The organism is Streptomyces sp. NPDC026659 (assembly GCF_040638245.1).
Taxonomy (GTDB): domain Bacteria; phylum Actinomycetota; class Actinomycetes; order Streptomycetales; family Streptomycetaceae; genus Streptomyces.
In genome coordinates this window covers 490,007-513,604 of the sequence record NZ_JBEZXY010000001.1, presented here as the reverse complement: position 1 = coordinate 513,604, position 23,598 = coordinate 490,007, and the positions used below count along the sequence as shown (strand labels likewise).

The 23,598-nt window shown below is 74.0% G+C and carries 21 protein-coding genes and 1 pseudogene; 14 read left to right on the top strand and 8 right to left on the bottom strand.

Annotated elements, in window-relative coordinates:
- Nucleotides 1-9: 9 nt before the first annotated feature.
- The 3 genes and pseudogenes from AB0E91_RS02400 to AB0E91_RS02390 all read left to right on the top strand — a co-directional run bounded on the left by AB0E91_RS02400 (nt 10) and on the right by AB0E91_RS02390 (nt 1,806).
- Entirely contained in the window at nt 10-933 is a 924-nt protein-coding gene (locus AB0E91_RS02400; protein ID WP_361773880.1) for an LD-carboxypeptidase, read from the top strand.
- Between the two features lie 108 nt (nt 934-1,041).
- Nucleotides 1,042-1,238, top strand: a pseudogene (locus tag AB0E91_RS02395) (hypothetical protein); the annotation flags it as partial.
- 16 nt (nt 1,239-1,254) lie between these two features.
- Complete coding sequence (locus tag AB0E91_RS02390) at nt 1,255-1,806, top strand: GNAT family protein (protein ID WP_361773877.1); 552 nt, start codon at nt 1,255-1,257, stop codon at nt 1,804-1,806.
- A gap of 58 nt (nt 1,807-1,864) precedes the next feature.
- Here the strand turns inward: AB0E91_RS02390 and AB0E91_RS02385 are convergent, their stop codons facing one another.
- Nucleotides 1,865-2,212: a VOC family protein gene (locus tag AB0E91_RS02385; protein ID WP_361113672.1), complete on the bottom strand. Its 348-nt coding sequence runs from the start codon at nt 2,210-2,212 to the stop codon at nt 1,865-1,867.
- 252 nt (nt 2,213-2,464) lie between these two features.
- Here AB0E91_RS02385 and AB0E91_RS02380 point away from each other — a divergent pair, with 252 nt between their 5' ends.
- The gene (locus AB0E91_RS02380) at nt 2,465-4,309 is read left to right on the top strand and encodes a transketolase (RefSeq protein WP_361773874.1); all 1,845 of its coding nucleotides are present in this window, start codon (nt 2,465-2,467) and stop codon (nt 4,307-4,309) included.
- A gap of 47 nt (nt 4,310-4,356) precedes the next feature.
- Here AB0E91_RS02380 and AB0E91_RS02375 read toward each other — a convergent pair whose 3' ends face one another.
- Together AB0E91_RS02375 and AB0E91_RS02370 are read right to left on the bottom strand one after the other, a co-directional pair.
- Nucleotides 4,357-5,187: a methyltransferase domain-containing protein gene (locus AB0E91_RS02375; protein WP_361773871.1), complete on the bottom strand. Its 831-nt coding sequence runs from the start codon at nt 5,185-5,187 to the stop codon at nt 4,357-4,359.
- Between the two features lie 132 nt (nt 5,188-5,319).
- Entirely contained in the window at nt 5,320-6,816 is a 1,497-nt protein-coding gene (locus tag AB0E91_RS02370; protein ID WP_361773868.1) for a phosphatase PAP2 family protein, read from the bottom strand.
- A 126-nt stretch (nt 6,817-6,942) separates the two neighbouring features.
- Here AB0E91_RS02370 and AB0E91_RS02365 point away from each other — a divergent pair, with 126 nt between their 5' ends.
- The 5 genes from AB0E91_RS02365 to AB0E91_RS02345 all read left to right on the top strand — a co-directional run bounded on the left by AB0E91_RS02365 (nt 6,943) and on the right by AB0E91_RS02345 (nt 12,429).
- Nucleotides 6,943-8,562: an ATP-binding cassette domain-containing protein gene (locus AB0E91_RS02365; RefSeq protein ID WP_361773866.1), complete on the top strand. Its 1,620-nt coding sequence runs from the start codon at nt 6,943-6,945 to the stop codon at nt 8,560-8,562.
- Between the two features lie 117 nt (nt 8,563-8,679).
- Nucleotides 8,680-8,937 carry a DUF6158 family protein gene (locus tag AB0E91_RS02360; protein WP_361773863.1) on the top strand — a complete coding sequence of 86 codons (258 nt, stop codon included), beginning with the start codon at nt 8,680-8,682 and terminating at the stop codon, nt 8,935-8,937.
- Between the two features lie 208 nt (nt 8,938-9,145).
- Entirely contained in the window at nt 9,146-9,934 is a 789-nt protein-coding gene (locus AB0E91_RS02355) for a hypothetical protein (RefSeq protein ID WP_361773860.1), read from the top strand.
- A gap of 150 nt (nt 9,935-10,084) precedes the next feature.
- Complete coding sequence (locus AB0E91_RS02350; protein WP_361773857.1) at nt 10,085-11,338, top strand: aminotransferase class I/II-fold pyridoxal phosphate-dependent enzyme; 1,254 nt, start codon at nt 10,085-10,087, stop codon at nt 11,336-11,338.
- The gene (locus AB0E91_RS02345) at nt 11,335-12,429 is read left to right on the top strand and encodes an MBL fold metallo-hydrolase (RefSeq protein ID WP_361773855.1); all 1,095 of its coding nucleotides are present in this window, start codon (nt 11,335-11,337) and stop codon (nt 12,427-12,429) included. The genes AB0E91_RS02350 and AB0E91_RS02345 overlap by 4 nt, the downstream gene beginning before the upstream one ends.
- A gap of 32 nt (nt 12,430-12,461) precedes the next feature.
- Here the strand turns inward: AB0E91_RS02345 and AB0E91_RS02340 are convergent, their stop codons facing one another.
- Nucleotides 12,462-13,082, bottom strand: coding sequence for a VTT domain-containing protein (locus AB0E91_RS02340; RefSeq protein ID WP_361775129.1), 621 nt, complete (start codon nt 13,080-13,082; stop codon nt 12,462-12,464).
- Between the two features lie 14 nt (nt 13,083-13,096).
- Nucleotides 13,097-13,870, bottom strand: coding sequence for an MBL fold metallo-hydrolase (locus tag AB0E91_RS02335; RefSeq protein WP_361773852.1), 774 nt, complete (start codon nt 13,868-13,870; stop codon nt 13,097-13,099).
- An 82-nt stretch (nt 13,871-13,952) separates the two neighbouring features.
- Between AB0E91_RS02335 and AB0E91_RS02330 the strand changes: the two genes are divergently transcribed.
- The 3 genes from AB0E91_RS02330 to AB0E91_RS02320 all read left to right on the top strand — a co-directional run bounded on the left by AB0E91_RS02330 (nt 13,953) and on the right by AB0E91_RS02320 (nt 17,148).
- Nucleotides 13,953-14,384: a hypothetical protein gene (locus AB0E91_RS02330; RefSeq protein ID WP_361773850.1), complete on the top strand. Its 432-nt coding sequence runs from the start codon at nt 13,953-13,955 to the stop codon at nt 14,382-14,384.
- Between the two features lie 151 nt (nt 14,385-14,535).
- Complete coding sequence (locus AB0E91_RS02325) at nt 14,536-16,629, top strand: alkaline phosphatase family protein (protein WP_361773847.1); 2,094 nt, start codon at nt 14,536-14,538, stop codon at nt 16,627-16,629.
- Nucleotides 16,630-16,722: 93 nt separating this feature from the next.
- Nucleotides 16,723-17,148, top strand: coding sequence for an OsmC family protein (locus tag AB0E91_RS02320; protein ID WP_361773844.1), 426 nt, complete (start codon nt 16,723-16,725; stop codon nt 17,146-17,148).
- Nucleotides 17,149-17,271: 123 nt separating this feature from the next.
- Here AB0E91_RS02320 and AB0E91_RS02315 read toward each other — a convergent pair whose 3' ends face one another.
- The gene (locus AB0E91_RS02315) at nt 17,272-19,728 is read right to left on the bottom strand and encodes an FtsX-like permease family protein (RefSeq protein ID WP_361773841.1); all 2,457 of its coding nucleotides are present in this window, start codon (nt 19,726-19,728) and stop codon (nt 17,272-17,274) included.
- Nucleotides 19,722-20,459: an ABC transporter ATP-binding protein gene (locus tag AB0E91_RS02310; RefSeq protein ID WP_361775126.1), complete on the bottom strand. Its 738-nt coding sequence runs from the start codon at nt 20,457-20,459 to the stop codon at nt 19,722-19,724. The genes AB0E91_RS02315 and AB0E91_RS02310 overlap by 7 nt, the downstream gene beginning before the upstream one ends.
- Before the next feature lie 199 nt (nt 20,460-20,658).
- On the opposite strand from AB0E91_RS02310, the gene AB0E91_RS02305 reads away from it, so the two are divergent.
- Nucleotides 20,659-21,927 (top strand): sensor histidine kinase, encoded by a 1,269-nt coding sequence (locus AB0E91_RS02305; RefSeq protein ID WP_361775123.1) that lies wholly within the window; start codon nt 20,659-20,661, stop codon nt 21,925-21,927.
- Nucleotides 21,927-22,559, top strand: a complete 633-nt coding sequence (locus AB0E91_RS02300; protein WP_361773838.1) for a response regulator transcription factor — start codon at nt 21,927-21,929, stop codon at nt 22,557-22,559. The genes AB0E91_RS02305 and AB0E91_RS02300 overlap by 1 nt, the downstream gene beginning before the upstream one ends.
- A 20-nt stretch (nt 22,560-22,579) precedes the next feature.
- On the opposite strand, the gene AB0E91_RS02295 is transcribed toward AB0E91_RS02300, so the two are convergent.
- A complete protein-coding gene (locus AB0E91_RS02295) occupies nt 22,580-23,443 on the bottom strand; it encodes a helix-turn-helix transcriptional regulator (RefSeq protein WP_361773835.1) in 864 nt (287 codons plus the stop codon).
- Nucleotides 23,444-23,598: the final 155 nt, after the last annotated feature.

Sequence of the window (23,598 nt, the reverse complement as noted above, 5' to 3'; positions counted from 1 at the left end):
ACTGGACGCATGAGAGAACTGGTACGCCCCGCCCGGCTCGCCCCCGGAGCCCGGGTCGCCGTGGTCGCGCCCAGCGGACCGGTGCCCGGCGAACGGCTGCGCGCGGGCCTCGACGTACTGCGCGACTGGGGACTGGAACCGGTCGTCGCACCCCATGTCCTGGACCGGCATGGCGAGTTCGCCTACCTCGCGGGTACCGACGCCGACCGCGCCGCCGACTTCCAGCGGGCCTGGTGCGACCCGTCCGTGGACGCGGTGTTCTGCGCGCGCGGTGGATACGGCGTGCAGCGCATGGTCGACCTGCTCGACTGGGAGGCGATGCGGGCGGCCGGGCCGAAGGTGTTCGTCGGCTTCAGCGACATCACCGTGCTGCACGAGGCCATCGCCACCCGGCTCGGCCTGGTCACCCTGCACGGCCCGATGGCGGCCGGGATCGACTTCATCGGCAGCGAGCGGGCCCGCGAGCAGCTGCGGCTCACCCTGCTCGCCCCGGAGAAGGTTCAGGTCATCGCCTCGGGCGGTGGCGCCCTGGTGCCCGGCCGGGCCCGGGGTGTCACCCTGGGCGGCTGTCTCTCCCTGCTCGCCGCCGAACTGGGCACCCCGCACGCCCGCCCCTCGGCACACGGCGGACTGCTCTGCCTGGAGGACGTGGGCGAGGAGACGTACCGTCTCGACCGCTATCTCACCCAACTCCTGCGCTCCGGCTGGCTGGAGGGGGTACGCGGAGTGCTCCTCGGCTCCTGGGAGAAGTGCGACCCCTACGACCGGGTCCGCCCCATGCTCGCCGACCGTCTCGGCACCCTCGGGGTGCCCGTCGCCGAGGAGTTCGGCTTCGGACACTGCGCGGACGCGCTCACGGTCCCGTTCGGGGTGGCGGCCGAACTCGACGCGGACCAGGGCACTCTGACCTTGGAGGAACCGGCGCTGCGGTGAGTTGACCTTGACGCGGCGCGCCCCTGTCGTTCCCTACGCCGAGCCCCAGGCGGCCATGATGTACGGGCTGCTCTTCGGGTCGGTCGCGGAGACCGCCATGCCGGTCCGGACGGCGAGCTGGACCTCTCGGTGGGCGGCCAGACCACGGTGACGGTGGACTGGCCGAACCGGTGCCGTACGTACGCCCGTTGGGCGCGCGGGGCCTGGTGCGCACCCTCAGGTTCCACGCGGACGACCCGCGCGCGCTGGTCGTCGCCCTCACCCGTGATCGCGCGGCCGACCCGGTCAAAGGGCAAGGCGGTTGAGGCTTAGGCTGGGCCGATGCCGCACACTTCGATTCACTACGCAGCCGAAGGCCCCCGCGTCGCCGTCCGGCGGTTCCGGATGGAGGACGGCGACGAGTTCGTCCGGCGGGTGCGGGAGAGCAAGGACCTGCACGCGCCGTGGCTGGCGATGCCCGACAGCGAGGCGGCCTACGCGGAGTACGCCGCCCGGCTGATCGGCAATCCGGCGCGGGCCGGATTCTTGGTCTGCGAGAAGGACTCCGGAGACATCGCCGGGTTCATCAACATCAACAACATTGTCCGGGGCGGCTTCCAGTGCGGCGCCCTCGGCTACGGCGCCTTCGCGCACGCCGCCGGGCGCGGGCTGATGCGGGAGGCGCTGGAGGTGGTGATCGGGTACGCCTTCGGGCCGCTCGGTCTGCACCGGCTGGAGATCAACGTGCAGCCCGGGAACACCGCGTCGATCGCGCTCGCGCGGGGCGCGGGCTTCCGTCTGGAGGGCTTCTCGCCGAAGATGATCCAGGTCGGCGGCGAGTGGCGCGATCACGAACGCTGGGCGCTGACGACCGAGATGCGCGCCGGGGGCTGACGGCCGGGATGCGGGCCGAGGCCGGCACCGGCGCCCGCGCCTCGGCCGGGAATCCCGTTCAGCCCGGCTGGTCCACGTACTCGAAGACCGTGCCGTCCGGGTGCACCGCGAGCAGGTTCCGGCCCGCCGGGGTCGCCAGCGGACCCGCCACCACGCGCGCGCCCAGCTCCGTGAGCTGCCGGTGGGCCTCGTCCACGTCCTTCACCGCGATCGTCGCCGTCACCTTGCGCAGCACCTCCAGCTCGGCCTCCGGCCCGCTCATCAGCAGGAACGAGCCGATCGCCGCGGCCTGCACCCCGCCCCGCCCGAACCGGTGCGCCGGGGTGCCCGTCAGCCGCTCGTAGAACGGGATCGCGGTCTCGAGGTCGTCGACGCAGATACGCAGTGTGGCGCCCAGAATCTCCATACGGGCGAGCCTAGTTGGGGCGACCGGGCCCGCACAGGCCGTCCACCCGGCCCGCGCAGGCCGTCTCCTCCGGCGACGCCGGGGGAGTGGTCGTCGCCCCGATGACCCACGGGGCGTTTGCCCGGCGCCCCTCCGGATACGCGGAGGAGGTCGGACGGGCCGCTGCACCCTGCGCTCACGCACGGTGACCGTGGGCGGCGGCCTTGGCCCCGGACGCCGTCCGGCCGTCTCGGACCCCACGGAAGGAGACTCATGAACACCGCCGAACTCGCCGAACTCGGACAGCAGTTGCGGGTGGACAGCGTACGGGCCGCGCAGGCCGCGAACTCCGGTCACCCGACCTCCTCCATGTCGGCCGCGGACCTGATGGCCGTCCTGCTCGCGAACCACCTCCGTTACGACTTCGAGCGCCCGGACAACCCCGCCAACGACCGCTTCGTCCTCTCCAAGGGCCACGCCTCGCCGCTGCTGTACTCCGCGTACAAGGCCGCCGGGGTCGTCGACGACGGCGAGCTGCTCACCTTCCGCAGGCTCGGCAGCCGCCTGGAGGGGCACCCGACCCCGCGCCGGCTGCCCTGGGTGGAGACCGCCACCGGATCGCTCGGCCAAGGGCTGCCCGTCGGCGTCGGTATCGCGCTGGCGGCCAAGCGGCTGGACCACTCCGACAGCCGCGTGTGGGTGCTGTGCGGGGACAGCGAGATGGCCGAGGGCTCCGTGTGGGAGGCCGCCGAGACCGCCGCGTACGAGAACCTGGACAACCTCACCGTCATCGTGGACGTGAACCGGCTCGGCCAGCGCGGCCCGACCCGGCACGGCCACGACCTGGACGCTTACGCCCGCCGCTTCCAGGGCTTCGGCTGGCACACGATCGAGGTCGACGGCCACGACGTGGACGCCGTCGACCGCGCCTACGGCGAGGCCCTGTCGACCACCGGACAGCCCACCGCGATCCTCGCCCGCACCCTCAAGGGCAAGGGTGTCGCCGCCGTCGAGGACCGCGAGGGCCAGCACGGCAAGCCGCTGGCCGCCGCCGACGAGGCCGTCGAGGAGCTGGGCGGCCGCCGCGACGCGCGCGTCCACGTTGCCGAGCCGCCCACCGGAACCCCGCGCCGCACCACCACCGAGCCGCTGAGCCTCCCGCGCTGGGACGTGGGCGACGAGGTCGCCACCCGGGATGCCTTCGGCGGCGCCCTCGCCGCGCTCGGCACGGCCCGGAGCGACGTGGTCGTCCTGGACGGCGAGGTGGGCGACTCCACCCGCACCGAGCAGTTCGGCAAGGAACACCCCGACCGCTTCTTCGAGACGTACATCGCGGAACAGCAGCTGGTCGCCTCCGCCGTCGGCATCGCCTCACGCGGCTGGCTGCCGTACGCGGCCACCTTCGCGGCCTTCCTCACCCGCGCCCACGATTTCGTCCGCATGGCCGCGATCAGCGGCTCCGGGATCAACCTGGTCGGCTCGCACGCGGGCGTCGCCATCGGCGAGGACGGCCCCTCCCAGATGGGCCTGGAGGACCTGGCGATGTTCCGGTCGGTCCACGGCTCCACGGTGCTGTACCCGTGCGACGCCAACCAGACCGCCAGGCTCACCGCCGCCATGGCCGACCTGAAGGACATCCGCTATCTGCGCACCTCGCGCGGCAAGACCCCGGTGATCTACGGCCCCGACGAGGAGTTCCCCGTCGGCGGCAGCAAGGTCCTGCGCTCCGGCGCCGAGGACCGGCTGACCGTCGTCGCCGCCGGGGTCACCGTCCCCGAGGCGCTCACCGCCGCCGACCGGCTCGCCCAGGACGGCATCCGCGTCCGCGTCATCGACCTCTACTCGGTCAAGCCGGTCGACGTGGAGACCCTGCGCCGGGCCGCCGAGGACACCGGCTGCCTGGTGACCGTGGAGGACCACCACGAGGAGGGCGGCATCGGGGACGCCGTCGTGGAGGCGTTCACCGACGGCCGCCCGGTGCCCCGCCTGGTACGGCTCGCGGTGCGCACGATGCCGGGCTCCGCCACGCCCGCCGAACAACTGCACGCGGCCGGGATCGACGCCGCGAACATCATGGCCACGGCGAAGCTGCTGGTGGAGGAGGCGATGGTGAGCTGAGGGCGTTGAGGGCTGGGGAGGGCGTCGAGCGCGGGGGACGGCCGGTTTCAGTCCCGGCTGTCGTCCTTTCGGCACAGGATCTCCCCGTGCAGCACCGCGAACCAGCCGTCCTCCCGCCGCCCCCACTCCCGCCACGCCTCCGAGACCGCCCGCAGCTCCCCGGCGCTCGCGTGCCCGCCCCCGACGGCGCGGTCCGCGTACGCCGAGGCCAGCGTGCGGTCCGCCCACAGGCCGCTCCACCAGGCACGTTCCTCTTCTGTCGCGAACGTCCAGGTGCTGGAGGTCGCCGTGACGTCCCGCAGCCCGGCCTTCAGCGCCCAGCTCTTCAGCCGTCGCCCGGCGTCCGGCTCGCCGCCGTTGGCGCGGGCGACCCGCTCGTACAGGTCCAGCCAGTCGTCCAGGCCGTCCACCGCCGGGTACCAGGTCATGGCCGCGTAGTCCGCGTCGCGCACCGCGACGATCCCGCCCGGCCGGGTCACCCGGACCATCTCGCGCAGTGCCCGCACCGGATCGCCCACGTGCTGGAGCACCTGGTGGGCGTGGACCACGCAGAAGGTGTCGTCCGGGAAGTCCAGGGCGTGGACGTCGCCCACGGCGAAGTCCGTGTTGCCGAGGCCGCGTTCGGCCGCCGTCGTACGGGCCTGGTCCAGGATTCCGGGTGCGCGGTCGATGCCGGTCACCCGGCCGTCCGGGACCAGTGCGGCCAGGTCGGCGGTGATGGTGCCCGGACCGCAGCCGATGTCCAGGACCTTCATGTGCGGCTTGAGCGAACTCAGCAGATATCCAGCCGAGTTGGCGGCCGTGCGCCAGGTGTGCGAGCGCAGCACCGACTCGTGGTGTCCGTGCGTGTAGACGGCGGTCTCCCGCGGTTTCGGCATGGCCGGATCTCCCTCACCGCTCGACGGTCCGGCCACGGGGCCGCTGCGGACACCGTGGCCGTGCTGGACCGAACGCTACGCCCGGGCGCCGCATCGTGAGACCAGCGTTTCGTTATGTGGACCGACGATACGTCAACTCACAGTGGCGCGCGGGCTGTAGACCGTGAGGGCGCGGGGCAGCACCTCCAGCGTCATCCGGCCGCCGACCGGGGTCACCTCGCCGTCGTAGGCCAGCGGTGTGTCGGGCGCGATGCCGGAGAGGCGCAGTCGGCCGAGCTGGACGGCCGCGTGGGCGGGGGAGCGGGTGAGCGGGCCCGCGACGGCCGCCGAGAGCAGCCGCAGCGCCGGGTGACCGCTGCCGTTCACCACCCGCACGTCCAGGCGCCCGTCCGACAGGTCCGTACGGCGGCCCGCCCCGAGGCCCCGGCGGTGGTAGAGGCCGTTGCCGACGAACAGCATCCACAGCGCGCGGCGCTTCCCGGCCGCCTCCACCTCCAGCGGATGGAAGTCGGCGCGCAGCACCCGCAGCGCCGCCAGCACCCCGGCGGCCCAGCCGCCGATCCGGGGCGACCAGTGCTCCCGCTCGCGCACCAGCTCGGGGTAGACACCGAGGCTGAGGGTGTTGAGGAAGACGCCCGAGCCGGTGTCGGTGGTGAAGCGGCCCACGTCCACCCGGACCGCCTCGCCCCCACGCAGGGCGTCGGCGAGATCGCGCTCGTCCTCCACGCCGAGGTCGTACGCGAAGTGGTTGAGGGTGCCGCCGGGCAGCACCGCGAGCGGCAGCCCGCGCCGCAGCGCGATCTCCGCCGCCGCGTTCACCGTGCCGTCGCCGCCGCACACCCCGAGCACCCGGGCCCGGGTCGCCGCCTTCTCCAGCTCCGCGACCACGTCCTCCGGCGCGCACTCGACGATCTCGGCGGCCGGGAGCGCCGTACGCAGCACGCTCACCCGGTCGGCGGTACCGGACGCCTGGTTGGCCACCATCACCAGGCCCTCGCCCTCCGGCAGCGCCGGGGCGTCGGCGGACGGCCGGGCGGTGGGCCGCGCCTGGGCACGGGTCTGCACCAGGGCCCGTACGGCGAAGGCGGCACCCGCGCCGAGCGCCGCACCGGCCAGCACATCACTCGGGAAGTGGACGCCCGTGTACACCCGGGACATCGCCACCGAGAACGCGATCGGCGCCACCGCCGCGCCCCAGGCCGGGGACTCCAGCGCGACACCGGCCGCGAAGGCGGCGGCCGAGGCGGCGTGGCCGGAGGGGAACGACGTGGTGATCGGCTGCCGCTTCAGCCGCCGGACCGCCGGGACCGGCGCGAGCACCGGGCGCGGCCTGCGCACCGAGCGCTTGCCGAGGGTGTTGATGGTCAGCGAGGCCAGCCCGAGCGAGGCCATGCCGCGCACCGCCGCCCGGCGGGCACGCGGGGTGCGCGTCGCGGCGATGGCGGCGGCCGCGGCGAACCACAGGACTCCGTGGTTCGCGCTCCGGCTCAGCCTCGGCAGGACGCGCTCGGCGCCGGGCCAGTTCCGCTCGGCGGCCACCTCGAACAGCCGGGCGTCGGCGGCGAGCAGCCGCCGCAGCACCGAGCGGCCGGGGAGGGGGACGGCGGTCAGGTCGACATCAGGGCTCATGGCGTCCGACTACCCCGAAGCGGCGGTTCCTTGTGCGCGATGTGGGCCGTCGGGGTCGCGGGCCCCGTCGGCGGCCACGGGAAACGGGTTTGCACGCGCCTGTCGTGCCACCGGAGAATGCGCCGCATGGGACACCTGGAAGCCGCGCATCTCGAGTACCACCTCCCCGACGGGAGGACGCTGCTCGGCGACGTCTCCTTCCGGGTCGGAGAGGGCGCCGTGGTGGCCCTGGTCGGGCCGAACGGCGCGGGCAAGACCACGCTGCTGCGGCTGATCTCCGGCGAGCTGAAGCCGCACGGCGGCACGGTCACCGTCGGCGGCGGCCTCGGCGTGATGCGCCAGTTCGTCGGCTCCGTACGGGACGAGACCACCGTGCGCGACCTGCTGGTCTCCGTCGCCCCGCCCGGCATCCGCACGGCCGCGAAGACGGTGGACGAGGCCGAGCACGCGATCATGACGGTCGACGACGAAGCCGCGCAGCTCGCCTACGCGCAGGCGCTCGCCGACTGGGCCGAGGTGCGCGGGTACGAGTCCGAGACCATGTGGGACATGTGCACCATGGCCGCGCTCGGGGTGCCGTACGACCAGGCCCAGTGGCGCCTGGTGCGCACCCTCTCCGGCGGTGAGCAGAAGCGGCTCGTCCTGGAGGCGCTGCTGCGCGGCCCCGACGAGGTGCTCCTGCTCGACGAGCCGGACAACTATCTCGACGTGCCGGGCAAGCGCTGGCTGGAGCAGCAGCTGGGGGAGACCCGCAAGACCGTCCTGTTCGTCTCCCACGACCGCGAACTCCTCGCCCGCGCCGCCGAGAAGATCGTCTCCGTGGAGCCCGGTCCCGCCGGGGCCGACGCCTGGGTGCACGGCGCCGGCTTCGCCACCTACCACGAGGCCCGGCGTGAACGCTTCGCCCGCTTCGAGGAGTTGCGCCGCCGCTGGGACGAGAAGCACGCCCAGCTCAAGAAGTTGGTCCTCAACCTCCGCCAAGCCGCCGCCGTCAGCCATGAGATGGCGTCGCGGTACGCGGCCGCGCAGACCCGGCTGCGCAAGTTCGAGGAGGCCGGACCGCCCCCGGAGCCGCCGCGCGAGCAGAACATCACCATGCGGCTGCGCGGTGGCCGTACCGGCGTCCGCGCCGTGACCTGCGAGGGGCTCGAACTCACCGGTCTGATGCGGCCGTTCGACCTGGAGGTGTTCTACGGCGAACGCGTCGCGGTGCTCGGCTCCAACGGCTCCGGCAAGTCCCACTTCCTGCGCCTGCTCGCGGGCGAGGACGTGGCGCACACCGGTGCCTTCAAGCTCGGCGCCCGCGTCGTACCCGGCCACTTCGCGCAGACCCACGCCCACCCCGAGCTGCAGGGCCGCCCCCTCCTCGACATCCTCTGGAAGGAGCACGCCCAGGACCGGGGCGCGGCGATGTCCCGGCTGCGGCGCTACGAGCTGACCGCCCAGGCCGAGCAGCCCTTCGACCGGCTCTCCGGCGGCCAGCAGGCGCGCTTCCAGATCCTGCTCCTCGAACTCGCCGGAGTCACCGCCCTGCTCCTCGACGAGCCCACCGACAACCTCGACCTGGAGTCCGCCGAGGCACTCCAGGAGGGCCTGGAGGCGTTCGAGGGCACGGTCCTCGCGGTCACGCACGACCGCTGGTTCGCCCGCTCCTTCGACCGCTACCTGGTCTTCGGCGAGGACGGCCGGGTGCGGGAGACCGCGGAGCCGGTGTGGGACGAGCGGCGGGTGGAGCGCGCCCGCTGAGCCCGCGCCGCAGGCCCGTCGACCCCGATGTTCGTACAGTGGAGCTCAGGGAACGCGAACAATCCCGGCACAGCGGACACACCTCGGGAACCCGGACACGACGAGCGGGGTACCACCATGACCGGAGTCGACCCCAACCGGCTGGATGATCAGCAGCTCATGAAGGAGCTGGAGACCATCCACCGCACACGCCACGACACGCTCCTGTACGGCTCGAACGACGCGCTGCGCGCCCACAACGAACGCATGGCGCAGCTGGAGGGCGAGTACCTGCGCCGCAACCCGCGCCGCCTGGTCAGCGCGGGGCGCACCCGCGAGGGGGCCCGCGAGCGGGGCTGTGGCGATGCGGCCGCGCCGGGGGCGTCCGGGACCTGAGGGAGCCCCTTTCGGGCGGCCGGGATCACCCGCGTGGGCGTCCGCGTCCCGCGAATGGGGTCCGGCCGCGCGCGGTGCGGCGCGCGGCGGGCTGTGATGGCAGGCGAGGGCACGAGAGCCGTGTCCCGCAGACGGGCCGACGACCGGCGCGGTACCGGTTGCCGACAGGCGTCGGCCGTCATCGCCGCCCTGCCGAGGAGCCCTCCCCATGCACCGCACAGCCCGCGCCCTCACGGCCGCCACCGCGCTCGTCATAACCGGCCCGACCGCGGCTTTCGCCTCGGGCTGGGGCGCGGACGCGCCTGCCGCACGGGCGGACGCGCCTGCCGCACGGGCGGTGGCGGTGGCCGCCGCCTGTGACGCCCCTGCCGTGCCTCGTGCGGAGATCCCCGAGGACGTTCCCGGGGACATCCCGGACGACGCTCTCGGGGGCGCCCCCGAGGATGGCGCCGGGGGCGGGGACTGTGAGGGCGCTTCCGACGTGCCCGACGCTTCCGGCGTGCCCGACGCGGTGGACCAGCAGGTCGCGCCCGGAGTGCCTGACCGGGCCCGGGACACGCCGGGGGCGGACTCGGGGACCGGCAGCGGTGCCGGTGCGGGCCGCTCCCAGGTGCCCGGAACCGGCGTGGGTCGCTCCCCGGCGCCCGGCAAGGCGGCTCCCGGTACCGGCCAGACTCCGGGACGGGACAGCGGTGGCGACACCGGCGACCGTCCCGACTCCGGCGACGGCACCGGCACCGGAAGTGGCACGGGGGACCGGCCCGGCACCGGCACCGGTAGCGGCACGGGCGACCACCCCGGCACCGGCCACGACACCGGCGACCGCCCGCCCACCGTCCAGCACGGCGTCGACGCCGGCACCGGCGGATCGCTCACCGGCTCCGTCCCCCTGCTGACAGCGGGCGCCGCCCTCATCGCCGCCGCGTGCGCCGCCGCCCTGCACCGGATCGGCGTGCCGTATCCGCACCGCAGGCGACGGCGCGCGTCCGACGTCTGACGCCCGGTGCTGTGACCAGAGCAACCCGGGCCGGCAGCCATGCCGGGCCGATCACCGGGTACACACCAAACCGAGGGCACTACCGGCACATGGGTCACACGGCACCAGGCGAGTGAGCGGCAGCGGCACACCCAGCGCGCGGAGGCGACGATGCGACCGACGGAGACCGAGGGCCACGGCCCCGTCCGCTACGGCCCGTCCCTGCCCGGCGACGGCCTGCCGGTGCTGCCCGAGCTCGCCGCGCGCCTGGCCGCCGCCGACCGCGCCCCGGCCCAGCCCGTCGGGGGCGCCCCCGGTCTGCTGGAGGCCGCCTGCGGCTACTGGACCCGTCGCGCGCTGCCCACCGTTCCCGACCGGGTGGCCGCCGCCCCCGGCGCCCCCGCGCTGCTGCTCGCGATCACCGCGGCGCTCGCGGCCGACGGCGGCGACGTGCTCGTACCGCGCCCGCACGCCGCCTGGTGGGAGCCGTGCGCCCGGCTGCTCGGCAGACGCGTCTTCCCTGTGCCGGTGCCGCCCGAGAGCGGGGGTGTACCGGATTCGTACGCCCTGCTGGAGACCGTCCGACGGGTGCGCGCCGAGGGCGGCGATCCCCGGCTCCTCGTGCTGTCCGTCGCGGACGACCCGACCGGCACCGTCACCCCGCCCGAGCCGCTGTACGAGACGGTCGAGGCGGCGGCCGCCGAGGGGCTGCACCTGGTCAGCGACGAGACCTGGCGCGACACCCTGCACACCCCGCACGAGACCGTGCTGCTCAGTCCCGCCGAGATGCTGCCCGACCGGGTGACCGTCGTCAGCGACCTGGCCGGTGCCCTGCTCCCGCCCGGCTGGCCCGCCGCCGTCGCCCGCTTCCCGGCCGGTCCGGCGGGGGAGGGGCTGCACGCGCGGGTGCTGGACGCGCTCACCGCGCTCGGCGCCCGGGTCGCCGCGCCCGTGGCGGACGCCGCGCGGTACGCGCTCGACGAACCCGGGCCCGTCACCGACCGCCGCGAGGCCGCCGTACGGCTGCACGCGCGGCTGGCCGCCGCCGTGCGCCACGCGGTCGTCGCGGGCGGCGCGCTCGCCCGGCCGCCGCAGGCGGGCCGCCAGCTGTACGCCGACCTCGGCCCGCTGCGCGAGGCGCTCGCCGCGCGGGGTGTCGGCGACGCCCAGGAACTGGAGGACTACCTCACCGCCCGGCTCCCGGTGCCCGCCCCCGGCGGCCACCGCTTCGGCGACGACCTCGGCGCGCTGCGGGTACGGCTCGTCACCGGCCCCCTGACGGGCACGACCGACGCGGAACGCACCGAAAGCCTCACCTCACCCACACCGATGGAACTGCCGCATGTGCAACGCGCGTTGATGTCCTTGGGGTCCGTCTTCGACGATCTCCGTGACGACGCTCAGCGATGGGAGCATCCTCGATGACGCAGCAGACGCACGAGCCCGGGTCCACCGCCACCACCCCCGAAGCGACCAGCGCGACCGTCGGCACGACCACCACCGTTCCCGCGGGCGGAACGCCCAAGTCCCCGCTCCCGCCCGCGTTTCCGCCGCTCGCCGAGCCGCGCCCGCTCGGGGAGCGCCGGGTGTGGCCGCGCACCTTCCACGACCGGCTCACCACGCCGCTGCCCGGCCTGAAGGCCATGGCCCGCTTCGCCCGCGAGGGTTCCATACGCCCCGACCCGCAGGGCCTCGCCGACATTCCCCGACTCCCTTACGAACCCGGCCCGTTGCCCCATGTGGGTTCCCGTACCGTCGCCGCCTCCTGGGTGGGGCACGCCAGTTGGGTCGTCCAGGTGGGCGGTCTGACCGTGCTCACCGACCCGGTGTGGTCGCGCCGCATCCTCGGCACGCCCGCCCGCGTCACGCCGGTCGGCATCCCCTGGGAGGCGCTCCCCCCGGTGGACGCGGTGGTCGTCAGCCACAATCACTACGACCACCTGGACGCGCCCACGCTGGACCGACTCCCGCGTGACACACCGCTGTTCGTGCCCGCCGCGCTCGGAAGCTGGTTCCGCAGACGGAGGTTCACCCGGGTGACCGAGCTGGACTGGTGGGAGGGTGCCGAACTCGACGGTGTCCGCTTCGACTTCGTGCCCGCGCACCACTGGTCCAAGCGCACCCTCACCGACACCTGTCACAGCCTGTGGGGCGGCTGGGTGCTCACCGCGCCCGACGGACAGCGCGTGTACTTCGCCGGGGACACCGGATACGGCCACTGGTTCGGCCGCATCGGCCGCCGCTACCCCGGCATCGACCTGGCCCTGATGCCGATCGGCGCCTACGACCCGCGCTGGTGGCTCAGCGATGTGCACTGCGACCCCGAGGAGGCCGTCCGGGCCGTCCAGGATCTCGGCGCCCGGCGGATGGCGCCGATGCACTGGGGCACCTTCGTCCTCTCGGCGGAACCGGTCCTGGAACCGCTCACGCGCGTGCGCACCGCCTGGGAGAAGGCCGGGTACGACCGCGAAGACCTGTGGGACCTGCCGATCGGGGCCTCACGGGTACTGGACTGACCCGGGACCGCGCCCCGTACGCGCGAGCCCCCTCACCGCCCCCGCACCCGCCGTACCACCCCCGGCACCGCGCTGACCAGCACCGTCAGCGCGACCGCCGCCACCACGCCCTCCCACGGCTCGGGGAACAGCGAACCCCCCAGGATGCCGATCAGCTGATACGTCACCGCCCACGCCAGACAGGCCGGCAGATTCCCCCGGGCGAAGCGTCTGAGCGGCCACTTCGCCAGCAGACAGGCGAGCATCACGGGTATCCGGCCCGCCGGGACCAGACGGGAGAGCACCAGCACCGCGACCCCGTGGTCCGCCAGCTTCTCCTGGGCACCGGAGAGTTTCTCCTCCGGCGCCCGGTCGCGTATCGCCTCGAGCCAGCGCGAGCCGCTCTGCGAACGCAGCCCGCGCAGCCCCAGCCAGTACAGCGCCGCGTCCCCGAGAAAGGCCGCGAGCGAGGCGGTCACGAAGACCAACGCGAGGGAGTACGGAGCCGTTTGATGGAAGGCGACCACCGCCGCCGAGCTGACCAGCGCCCCCGTCGGCACCACCGGCACCAGCGCCCCGATGAGCACGAGGAGGAACAACGACGGGTATCCCAGAGCCTGTTGCGTGGACTCGGGCGGTACGACCTGAGGGGCGGCCGCCGCCAGCAGGGCCAGGCCCGCCGGGCATCTCACCGGGCGACCTCCAGCCGTACGCTCTCCCCGTGCCCGAGCCGGTGCACCGCGACCCCGGGCGCGGCCTCGGCCGCGAGGCGCGCGAACTCGTCGCCGGGGGAGTGGAATTCGTGCGGGCGGACCGCGTCCATGCCGATCGGCCAGTACGTGCCGTAGTGCACCGGCACCGCACAGCGCGGCCCGAGTCCGGCCAGCGCCCGCGCCGCCCGCCCCGCGTCCAGATGCCCCTCGCCGAGGAACGGCCCCCAGCCGCCCACCGGCAGCAGCGCCACGTCCACCGGACCGACCTCCTCGGCCATGGAGTCGAACAGGCCGGTGTCCCCGGCGAAGTAGGTCCGCCCCTCGCCCTCGACCACGTACCCGAGCGCGGGGGAGCGGTGCGGGCCGAACGGCAGCCGCCGTCCGTCGTGCCGGGCGGAGACCACGTGTACCCGTAGGGGACCGACCCGGACCTCGTCCCCGGGCTCGACCTCGGTGATGTCCAGATCGCGCAGCCGTCGCAGCCCGGGCACCGCGCGCGGGGTGCCCCGGGGCACCAGCAGCCGGGTACCCGGCTCCAGTTCGGCCAGCGACGGCAGGTGCAGGTGATCGGAGTGCAGATGGGAGACCAGCGCCAGATCCGCGCGCCGGGCGCGCGCCGGGGGCAACGCGCCCCGGCGGCGGCGCAGATGTGCGAGGCGCACGGCGAACAGGGGATCGGTGAGCACCCGTGTGCCCGAATCCTGGATCGCACAGGTCGCGTGTCCCCACCAGGTGACCTCCACCGGCACCCCCGCACCTCCTTCGCGCGACTCCCCCGAAGCCTACGGGCAGCGGTAGGGTCTGCGGCGAGCCCGGAGGTGAGGGGACGCCATGAGACCGTTTCGGGGTGCCGCCGACGGGATCGCGCCGGTGCGGGTCACCGCCATCGCCAGCCTGACTCCGCTGGAGGAGCTGGAGGAGGACCCGTTCCTCGTCGACTCCCGCAGCCAGCACGCCATGTGCGCCCGCTGGGCCGCCGAGCAGGGCTACGTCGTCACACGGGAACTCCTCGTCGGCGGCCTGCGCTTCGACCACGGCGCCCTGTGGGACGGCGTGCGCTCCGGAGTGGACGTCTTCGTCGCTCCCAGCCGACGCGTCCTCGAACGCGCCCTCTCCTCGGTGGAGGAGTTCACCGCCGAGTGCGCCCGGCGCGGGGTGCGCGTGGAGACCGTGGGGCGGGCCGAGCCGTCGTACGACGCGGCGATGAAGGCGCGGGTGCACCGCAGGCTCTCGATGCCGACGGCCGGTTACGACGGCCTCTGACCGCTCGGCCTCTGACCGCACGGCCCCGCCCCGGACCGCTCGGCCCCCGCCCCGGACCGTCCAGGACGACCGCCCGGGGCTCCGCGCCCCGGTGTGGCAAGGTGGAGCGGGGCCCGGTGCCGTACGGGCCGGGAGGCGAGGTGCACGGGGCGTGGGGGGCGTACGGGGCGTACGGTGGCGGCGGATCGCCGGTCAGCTCGGGCGGAGCGTCACGGTGTGGGCGGTCTCGACGCTCACCATGCTCGCGCTCGCCGCGCTGCTGCCCGACTTCCGGCTGCAGTCCGCCGACGGCGACAGCGCGACCCGGATCGCGATCACCGCCGCCTGCGGAGCGGGCGCCTTCGGTCTGCTCTCCGCCCTCGTCTGGCCGCTCCTGGTACGGCTGTTGCTGCTCGTGCCCGCGCTCTTCCTCGGCCTGCTCGTCTTCGCGCTCAACGGCTCCCTGCTGCTGCTCGCGCTGCGGCTCAACCCCACCGGGCAGGGCGAGGCCGCGCCCGAGACCGCCGTCATCGTCGCCGCCGTGATGTCCGCCGTCGCCTCCGCGACCGGCGGTGCCCTCGCCGTGCGCGACGACGACGCCTACCGGCGCCGACTGCTGCGCCTGGCCGACCGCCGCCGCCGGGGCACCCCGCCCTGTCCGGCCGGACCGGGACTGGTCTGCGTCCAGCTCGACGGCGTGGGGCACGACGTGCTCACCGCCGCCGTCCGCGCCGGGCAGCTGCCGACCCTCGCCCGCCTGCTGACCGGCGCCGACGGCACGGGCCCCACCCACCGGCTCACCCCCTGGCGCACCGACTGGTCCAGCCAGACCGGCGCCAGCCAGCTCGGCATCCTGCACGGCAGCACCTTCGACGTGCCCGCCTTCCGCTGGTACGAGAAGGAGCGCGGCGAGGTCATGGTCTGCAACCGGCCCACCTCCGCCGCCGAACTCCAGCGCCGCGCCATGATCCGCACCGGTGAGCGCGGACTGCTCGCGATGGACGGCGCCAGCCGGGGCAACCTGTTCAGCGGCGGGGCCGGGGAACAGGCGCTCGTGCTGTCCATCGCGACCCGTCGCCGGGGCCGGGAGAACCGTTCCCGCGCCGGGTACTTCGCCTACTTCAGCGACCCCGCCAACGCTGTGCGCACCGCCCTGTCCTTCGCCGCCGAGATCGGCCGCGAGACCGTCCAGTCCGTGCGCGCCCGGCTGCGCCAGGAGCGGCCCCGGGTGAGCCGGGGCGGCCTCTACCCCTTCATCCGCGCCTTCGCCACCGTCGTGGAACGGGACGTCGTGGTCGCCGCCGTCATGGGCGACCTGCTCGCCGGGCGCAGCGTCGTCTACGCCGACCTCGTGGCCTACGACGAGGTCGCCCACCACTCCGGACCGCACAGCCGGGACGTGGAGCAGGTGCTGCGGCGCCTCGACCGCTCCGTCGCCCTCATCGAGAAGGCCGCCGAACACGCGCCCCGCCCCTACCACTTGGTGATCCTCTCCGACCACGGCCAGAGCCCCGGCGAGACCTTCCGCGCCCGCTACGGCCTCACCCTCGCCGACCTCGTCCGCGCGGGCTGCGGGCTGCCCGTGCCGCGCCGCGCCGAGCGTACTCACAGCGGGGCCGAGGCCCGCGCCGCCGTACGCGCCGCCCTCGGCCGCCCCGACGAGCCCGACGAGGCACCGCCGCGCCCCGCCCGCCGCCTCGAACCGGTCGTCCTCGCCTCCGGCAACCTCGGCCTGATCTCCTTCCCGGACACGCCGCACCGGCTGACCAAGGAGGAGATCGACCTCCGTCACCCCGCCCTGCTCGCCACCCTCGCCAACCACCCCGGCGTCGGCTTCCTGCTGGTGCGCAGCGAGGAGCACGGCGGTGTGGTGCTCGGCCCCGCGGGCACCGAGATCCCGCTCGCCGGCCTCGGTGAACACCCGGGCCTCGGTGAACACCTGGGCCCGCTCGCCCCCTTCGGCCCCGGAGCGGCGGAGGCCGTACGCCGCACACACGCCTTCCCGCACACCGCCGACATCATGGTCAACTCGTGTTACGACCCTCAGACCGGCGAAGTCCTCGCCTTCGAGGAGCAGATCGGTTCGCACGGCGGCCTCGGCGGCGCCCAGTCCCGGCCCTTCCTGCTCTCCCCGCTGGCCCTTTCCGCACCAGGCGGGGAGCTTGTGGGTGCCGAGCACGTACACGCCGTACTGCGGCGCTGGCTGGGGGAGTTGAGCGGTCCCGAGGTGCCGCTCGACACCGACGGCGACCGGCGCGCCGCCTGAGCGCGGACGGGTCCTCACACCGCCGCGCCGCCGAATGTGATCGGATGGGTGACACAGAGCCCGGAAACGGGATCACATGCGAAAGGAACCACCGTGGCCACCACGCGCACCGCACACACCGTCTGGGAGGGCGAACTCCTGACGGGCAACGGCACCGTCACGTTCGACTCCTCCGGCATCGGCTCCCAGCCGGTCTCGTGGCCGTCGCGCGCCGAGCAGGCGAACGGCCGTACCAGCCCCGAGGAGCTGATCGCGGCCGCCCACTCCAGCTGCTTCTCCATGGCGCTCTCGCACGGCCTGACCGGCGCCGGGACTCCCCCCACCCGCCTCGAGACCAAGGCCGACGTCACCTTCCAGCCCGGCGAGGGCATCACCGGCATCCACCTCACCGTCCGCGGCGAGGTCCCCGGCCTGGACGAGCAGGCATTCGTCTCCGCCGCCGAGGACGCCAAGAAGAACTGCCCGGTCAGCCAGGCCCTGACCGGCGCCCCGATCACCCTGACGGCCGAACTGGTCTGAGGCGGGCGGGCGGTGCCCCCGGCCGAGCCGGGGGCACCGCCCGTCTCCAGTTGGACCCCGCCTGCGACAGCGAGCGAACACGCGCCCCACGGAAGGGCGTTGAGTGCCCTCGTCATCACCGCGTCACTCGCGTACGCCCACCGACTCCACCGCCCCGCGTCGCAGGAGCAGACCCGCCGGAACGACGGCCGCGATCACCGCGAGCACCGCGCAGGCACCCAGGACCCCGGCGAGCGCCGTCCACGGGATCTCGATGGTCGTCCACACCGAGAGCAGGCCCAACGCGGCCCACATGCCCGCCAGGTTGAGCCCGGCGACCAGCGCTCCCAGCACTCCGCCGACCATGACGACCATCAGCGCCTCGGCGCCCACCAGCCGCAGCACCTGCCACTTGGTGGCGCCGGTCAGCCGCAGCACGGCCAGCTCGCGGACCCGGTCGGAGGTCGCCATGACCATCGTGTTGGCCAGGGAGATGCCGGTGTAGAGGAGGGCGATCCCGAGGACCAGGAGGAAGCCCGCCCCGGTCGTCCGGTTGGTCTCGGGGTACTGAGCACGCACCCAGGCGTCCCCGGTGAGGACCTCCCCGCCCGACGCCCGCACCGCCCGGCGCAGACCGGCGGCCACGGTGTCCTGGTCGGAGCCGTCCGCGAGGTGTACGTCGACCCGGTCGACGGGTGCCGCAGGGGCGTTGCGCGGGGTGACGTAGACACCGTTGCCGCCGGTGCCGGTCGTCATGACCGCGGCGATCCGCAGGGACTTCCTCGTGCCGTCGCCGAGCCACACGTCCACCCGCTCGCCCACGGCGTGCTTCTGCCACTCCTCGTTGACGATGATCGAGTCGTCGTCCAGGTCACTCACCTTCCCGGCGGCGAGCGGGAGGTGCGCGGTCGCCGCGAGCGGCTCCGGCTCGGCGGCCCTGGCGTCGGAGCTGATGAGCGCCACGCCGTCCTCCAGGACGTAGACGGCACTCGACGCACTCGTCGAGACCTCGGCACCGGACACGGCCCGAAGCCGCCGCAGCGTCGCCCGGTCGAAGCCGGAGTCATCCGCCGGAACGACCACGAAGTCGGCGGCCGTCCGCTCGCGCACCTCGGTGGCCTTCGCCTGATCGAGGGTGGCGGTGGCGCCCAGCAGTGAGCCCGCCAGCGCGACCGTGACCAGTACGGGCGCCGCGACGGCGGCGGTGCGGCGCACCCCGGCGGCGGCGTTCTCCCGCACCAGCATCCCCACGGCGCCGGGCAGCCGGGCCGGCAGCCAAGCGATCAGCCGGACCAGTGGCCCCACCAGCACCGGCGCGAGCAGTGCGACCGCGCTGATCAGCAGCATCGGGCGGCTCACGTAGACCTTGCGCTGCAACAGCTCGCCCGGGTGCGTCAGCAGGGCCACGGCGAGCGTCACGGCGGCGGTGATCAGCAGGGCCGCGCCGAACAGCCGTCGGCCCCGGGTCATCGCCCCGGTGTCCACGGACACCTCGCGCAGCGCCTCGGCGGGACCGGTGCGCCCCGCCCGCCAGGACGCGCCCAGCGCACCGCACACCGCCACGAACAGACCCGTCCAGAAAGCGAGTTGGCAGGGCCAGGTGTAGTCGCCGATGGTGAACCAGCGCGGCGCGAGGCTCTCGTCGACCGCCCACGCGGCAAGCCTCGGAGCCCCGTGGGAACCGAGCACACAGCCGACGGCCGAGGCGAGCACGCCGACCACGAGCGCCTCGGACACGACCATGCGGCGGAGCTGCCCCGGGGTCGCCCCGGCGGTGCGCAGCAGCCCGAACTCGCGGCGCCGCTGGGCCACCGCGAACGCGAAGGTCGAGGCCACCACGAACACCGACACGAACCCGGTGACGCCACCGGCCGTGCCGAACATGGCGTTCATCGTGGTCAGGGCCTCGCTGTCCCGGTCGGGATCGGCGTCGGCGTACCGGCGTGCGTCCCCGGTGAGGACCTGGACACCCTCGCTGCCGCGCAGCGCCTGGCGCACAGCCGTCGCATCGGCGTCGACTACAAGTTGCGGGCTGTGCGGCGACAGTTCGGCGGCGCGGGCGTCGGTGTAGAACACGGCGTTCTCGAAACCGAGCCCGGTCACGGTGCCGACGACGCGCACGGTGCCGCCGCCGGTCCGCACGTCGCTCCCCGGACGGGCCCAGTCACCGCTCACGACGACCTCGTCGGCGGACTCGGGCGGGCGTCCCGCGTCGAGTGCGTACGGCGCGAAGGCTGTGGTGGACCAGGGGTGGCCCACCAGATCGGCGGGGGCGCCCTCGGCCCGTACTGCGAACGACCGGTCCTCGACGACGGTCCCGAGAGCACGCAGCCTGGTCGTCGCGTCGGCGGGCACGGCACGAGGCTGCGCGAGTTTCCGCGTGCGGACGCCGTTCGGGGTGGTCACACGAAGGGTGTCCTGCCCCTTCACGACGACCGGCGCGGCGGCGAACCGCTCCGGCCCCCGGGCGGGAGCGTCCAGCGAGGACGCCAGTGCCAGGCCCATGACGGCGATCAGCGCCACCCCCAGGGAGAGGGCGACGAAGCTGCCGACGAACGTGATCCAGCGGGTGCGCAGGGTGCGCAGAGCGGTGCTCAGCACGGCGCCGCCTCCAGCTTGGCCATCCGAGCCGCGATGTCCTCGGCACCGGCGCCGGTCAGCTCGCCGTCGACGCGGCCGTCGACGAGGAGGACAACGCGGTCGGCGCGGGCGGCGGCGACGGGGTCGTGGGTGACCATGACGATCGTCTGGCCGTCTGCGTCGACCATGCCGCGCAGCAGGTCCAGCACCTCGCGGCCGGTCCGCGAGTCCAGCGCGCCGGTCGGCTCGTCGCCGAACAGCACGTCGGGCCGGGTGATCAGGGCGCGGGCGAGCGCGACCCGTTGCTGCTGGCCGCCGGACAGTTCGGCCGGCCGGTGCCGCGCCCGGTCGCCGAGTCCGACCTGCTCAAGCACCTCGCGCACCTCGGCCTTCCTCGGTCGGCGGCCGGCCAGCCGCAGCGGCAGCGCCACATTCTGTTCGGCGGTCAGCGAGGGCAGCAGGTTGAACGCCTGGAACACGAAGCCGATGCGTCGACGGCGCAGCAGGGTCAGCCCGGTCTCGTTCAGCGTGGTCAGCTCCGTGTCGCCCAGGGTGACCGAGCCCGACGTGGGCCGGTCCAGACCCGCCGCGCACTGGAGCAGCGTCGACTTGCCGGACCCGGACGGCCCCATCACGGCGGTGAAGGTCCCCCGGGGAAAGGCGAGCGACACCTCGTCGAGGGCGGTGACGGACGTGCCGCCCGAGCCGTACCGCCGGGTCACGGAGCGCAGTCGGATCGCGTCCTCGGTCATGTCTTCCCTCATCGGCACCTGTTCCTCGGCTCGTCGGTGTCTCCACGAAACCGCGGCGGCCCCCGGTGACGCAGTACGGCCAGAACGAGAATGGGGGTAGGGCCAGGCATACCCCCGATACGGGCCCCGGACCGATGGCCTCCGGCCGACGAGGCCGCTTACGGTCATGGCCATGCACCCTCGGAATGTGTGGCAGGCCATGTCCCGGCCGGGCTTTCTGCTGTCCGCCTGGCCCTGGCGCTCCGCCGCGTATCTCCTCACCGGCGCGGTGACCGGCGTCGCCGTCCTGGCGGCGGCCGTGACGGCGGCGGCGGTCTGCGGTGCGCTCGCCGTCGTCCTGGTGGGGCTGCCGCTGTGCGTCGTACTCGCCCTCGGCGGCATCCCGGTGGCCTGGGTGGAGCGGCACAGGCTGCGCCTGGTCGACGGCGACGCGGTGACCGGCCGACACCGGGTGCCGACCGCGCCGGGACCGTGGGCATGGCTGACCACGCGGCTTCGCGAGCAGGCCACCTGGCGGGAGCTCGGGTACGCGTTGCTCTTCGCCGGGCTGCTGTGGCCGGTCGACGCCCTGGCGGTCGTGGTCGCCCTTGCGCCGCTGTCCCTGGTCGCGACTCCGCCGCTCATGGCCACGATCGGCGACGGCCATGAGGCGAAGGTGCTCAAGCAGTGGACGGTCACCACCTGGCCGGCCGCGATCGGCGTCGCCGTACTCGGGCTGCTCCTGCTGGGTCTGTGCGCCTACGCGCTCGGTGTCACGGCCGGTGCCCGTGCCGCGCTGACCCGGCTCCTGATCGCTTCCCGAGACGGGGAGTTGAGCGCCGAAGTGGTCGAACTGGCGCGATCCCGTGCCCGGTTGGTCGACGCCTTCGAGACCGAGCGCCGCCGCATCGAGCGCGATCTGCACGACGGCGCCCAACAGCGCCTGGTGGCCCTGACGATGACCCTCGGGCTGGCCCGTCTCGACGCTCCGCCCGGCCCGCTCGCCGACCGGCTCGCCAAGGCCCAGGAGGAGGCGGGGAGCGCGCTCGCGGAGCTGCGCGAACTCATCCACGGCATCCACCCCAAGGTGCTCACCGACTACGGCCTCGGGGCAGCGGTCGCCGACGCCGCCGACCGCTGCGTGGTCCCCGTCGACGTCGACCTCGAACTGCCCGGCCGCCCGGAGCAAGCCGTCGAGTCCGCGGCGTACTTCGTGGTCCGCGAGGCGCTGGCCAACGTCGCCCGGCACAGCGGGGCCGACCGGGCGCGGGTGAGCGGCGGCCATCGCGACGGACGCCTGTTCGTCGAGGTGTGCGACGACGGCCGCGGCGGTGCCGACCCCTCAACCGGCAGCGGCCTCACCGGTCTCGCCGACCGGGTGTGGGCGCTCGATGGCAGACTTGCGCTGACCAGTCCGCCGGGTGGACCGACTCTGTTGCGTGTGGAGTTTCCTTGCGAGTTGACCGAGGCGACCGACCGCTTCGCATAGTGCTGGCCGAGGACGGCGTCCTGCTGCGGGAAGGGCTCGTCGGGCTGCTGGGCCGCTGCGGCCACGAGGTGGTGGCGGCCGTCGGGGACGCGCGGGCACTGATCACCGCGGTCGAGGAGCACGCCCCCGACATCGTGGTGACGGACGTGCGCATGCCGCCCGGCTTCCAGGACGAGGGCCTGCACGCGGCGGTGCGGCTGCGCCGACGGAACCCCGCGCTCCCGGTCCTGGTCCTCAGCCAGTACGTGCAACGGACGTACGCCGCGGACCTCCTGGACTCCGGCGACGGAACGGGCGTCGGCTATCTGCTCAAGGACCGGGTCGGCCAGATCGAGGAGTTCATGGAGGCGCTGCGCAAGGTCGCGGACGGCGGGACGGTGGTCGACCCCGAGGTGGTACGCCAGTTGCTGCGCCGCCGCCGTGACCCGCTGGAGCGGCTCACCCCGCGCGAACGCGAGGTGCTGGCCCTCGTCGCCGAGGGCAGGTCCAACAGCGCGATCGCCGGGGAACTGGTGGTCTCCGAAGCCGCGATCGGCAAGCACGTCGGCAGCATCCTCGCCAAGCTGGACCTGCCCCCGACGGCCGCGACACACCGCAGGGTACTGGCGGTCCTTGCCTATCTACGGGCCTGAACAGCTCCGTGTGAACAGCCCTAAAGGCTCTCGCGGAACTCGCGCAGCAGCTTCTGCGTGCGCTGGGCGGACGCCGCGCGCGCCGTCATGTGGTCCAGCACCTCCAGGTGTGTGGCCACCTCCTCGCGGGAGTCCAGGTACAGCGCGCCGGTGAGGTACTCGGTGAAGACCATGTCGGGCAACTCCCGCTGGGGGAAGCGGAAGAGGGTGAACGGGGCGTACGTCCCCGGGTGCGGGCCTGCGGCGAACTCGGCGAGCTGGAGGGTGACGCGGTCCCGCTCGGTGTATTCGAGGAGCTTGTCCAGCTGGTCGCGCATGACCTCGGAGCGGGTGCTCACGGGGCGGCGCAGCACCGTCTCGTCCATGACGATCCACAGATGCGGCGGGTCGTCCCGCTCCAGCAGGTGCTGCCGCTCCATGCGCAGGGCCACATGTCGCTCGACCGAGTCGGGGTCGTGCTGGCCGATGGTCCCGGCCTCCAGTACGGCGCGCGCGTACGCCTCGGTCTGCAACAGGCCCGGGACGAAGTGGGGTTCGTAGGAGCGGATGAGCCGGGCGGCGCCCTCCAGGCTGATGTAGAGGCTGAACCACTCGGGCAGCACGTCGTGGAAGCGCTGCCACCAGTCCGGTCGGTTCGCGTCCTCGGCCAGCTGGATGAACGCGGCCGCCTCGTCGCCGGTCACGCCGTACGCGGCCAACAGCGCCTGCACGTAAGGGATTTTGAGGGCGACCTCGGCCATCTCCATGCGCCGTACGGTCGCGGCGTTCACGTGGAGCACCTGCGCGGCCGCGTCCCGGCCGAGACCGGCCGCCTCGCGCAGCTCCTGCAACCGCTTGCCCAGGACCACCTGGCCCACGGTGGGCGCGGCCCGCCGCTCACTCACGCCCGCCCCTCCCTGCGTGCCGAAGTCGTGCCGCCAGTCTGTCACGAGCAGGGCTCCCGCACACGTGCCCGAAGGTAAGAAAGATCGGGAACGCATACCTGACGATCTGTCAACTCCTTTACAAATAGCGGGACATGGCGATCACGGTGACCGCA

What these genes read in the sequence shown, in the direction of transcription:
- AB0E91_RS02400 (WP_361773880.1), top strand. Translation starts at nt 10, where the DNA reads ATGAGAGAACTGGTACGCCCCGCCCGGCTCGCCCCCGGAGCCCGGGTC.
- AB0E91_RS02390 (WP_361773877.1), top strand. Translation starts at nt 1,255, where the DNA reads ATGCCGCACACTTCGATTCACTACGCAGCCGAAGGCCCCCGCGTCGCC.
- AB0E91_RS02385 (WP_361113672.1), bottom strand. Translation starts at nt 2,212, where the DNA reads ATGGAGATTCTGGGCGCCACACTGCGTATCTGCGTCGACGACCTCGAG.
- AB0E91_RS02380 (WP_361773874.1), top strand. Translation starts at nt 2,465, where the DNA reads ATGAACACCGCCGAACTCGCCGAACTCGGACAGCAGTTGCGGGTGGAC.
- AB0E91_RS02375 (WP_361773871.1), bottom strand. Translation starts at nt 5,187, where the DNA reads ATGCCGAAACCGCGGGAGACCGCCGTCTACACGCACGGACACCACGAG.
- AB0E91_RS02370 (WP_361773868.1), bottom strand. Translation starts at nt 6,816, where the DNA reads ATGAGCCCTGATGTCGACCTGACCGCCGTCCCCCTCCCCGGCCGCTCG.
- AB0E91_RS02365 (WP_361773866.1), top strand. Translation starts at nt 6,943, where the DNA reads ATGGGACACCTGGAAGCCGCGCATCTCGAGTACCACCTCCCCGACGGG.
- AB0E91_RS02360 (WP_361773863.1), top strand. Translation starts at nt 8,680, where the DNA reads ATGACCGGAGTCGACCCCAACCGGCTGGATGATCAGCAGCTCATGAAG.
- AB0E91_RS02355 (WP_361773860.1), top strand. Translation starts at nt 9,146, where the DNA reads ATGCACCGCACAGCCCGCGCCCTCACGGCCGCCACCGCGCTCGTCATA.
- AB0E91_RS02350 (WP_361773857.1), top strand. Translation starts at nt 10,085, where the DNA reads ATGCGACCGACGGAGACCGAGGGCCACGGCCCCGTCCGCTACGGCCCG.
- AB0E91_RS02345 (WP_361773855.1), top strand. Translation starts at nt 11,335, where the DNA reads ATGACGCAGCAGACGCACGAGCCCGGGTCCACCGCCACCACCCCCGAA.
- AB0E91_RS02330 (WP_361773850.1), top strand. Translation starts at nt 13,953, where the DNA reads ATGAGACCGTTTCGGGGTGCCGCCGACGGGATCGCGCCGGTGCGGGTC.
- AB0E91_RS02310 (WP_361775126.1), bottom strand. Translation starts at nt 20,459, where the DNA reads ATGACCGAGGACGCGATCCGACTGCGCTCCGTGACCCGGCGGTACGGC.
- AB0E91_RS02305 (WP_361775123.1), top strand. Translation starts at nt 20,659, where the DNA reads ATGTCCCGGCCGGGCTTTCTGCTGTCCGCCTGGCCCTGGCGCTCCGCC.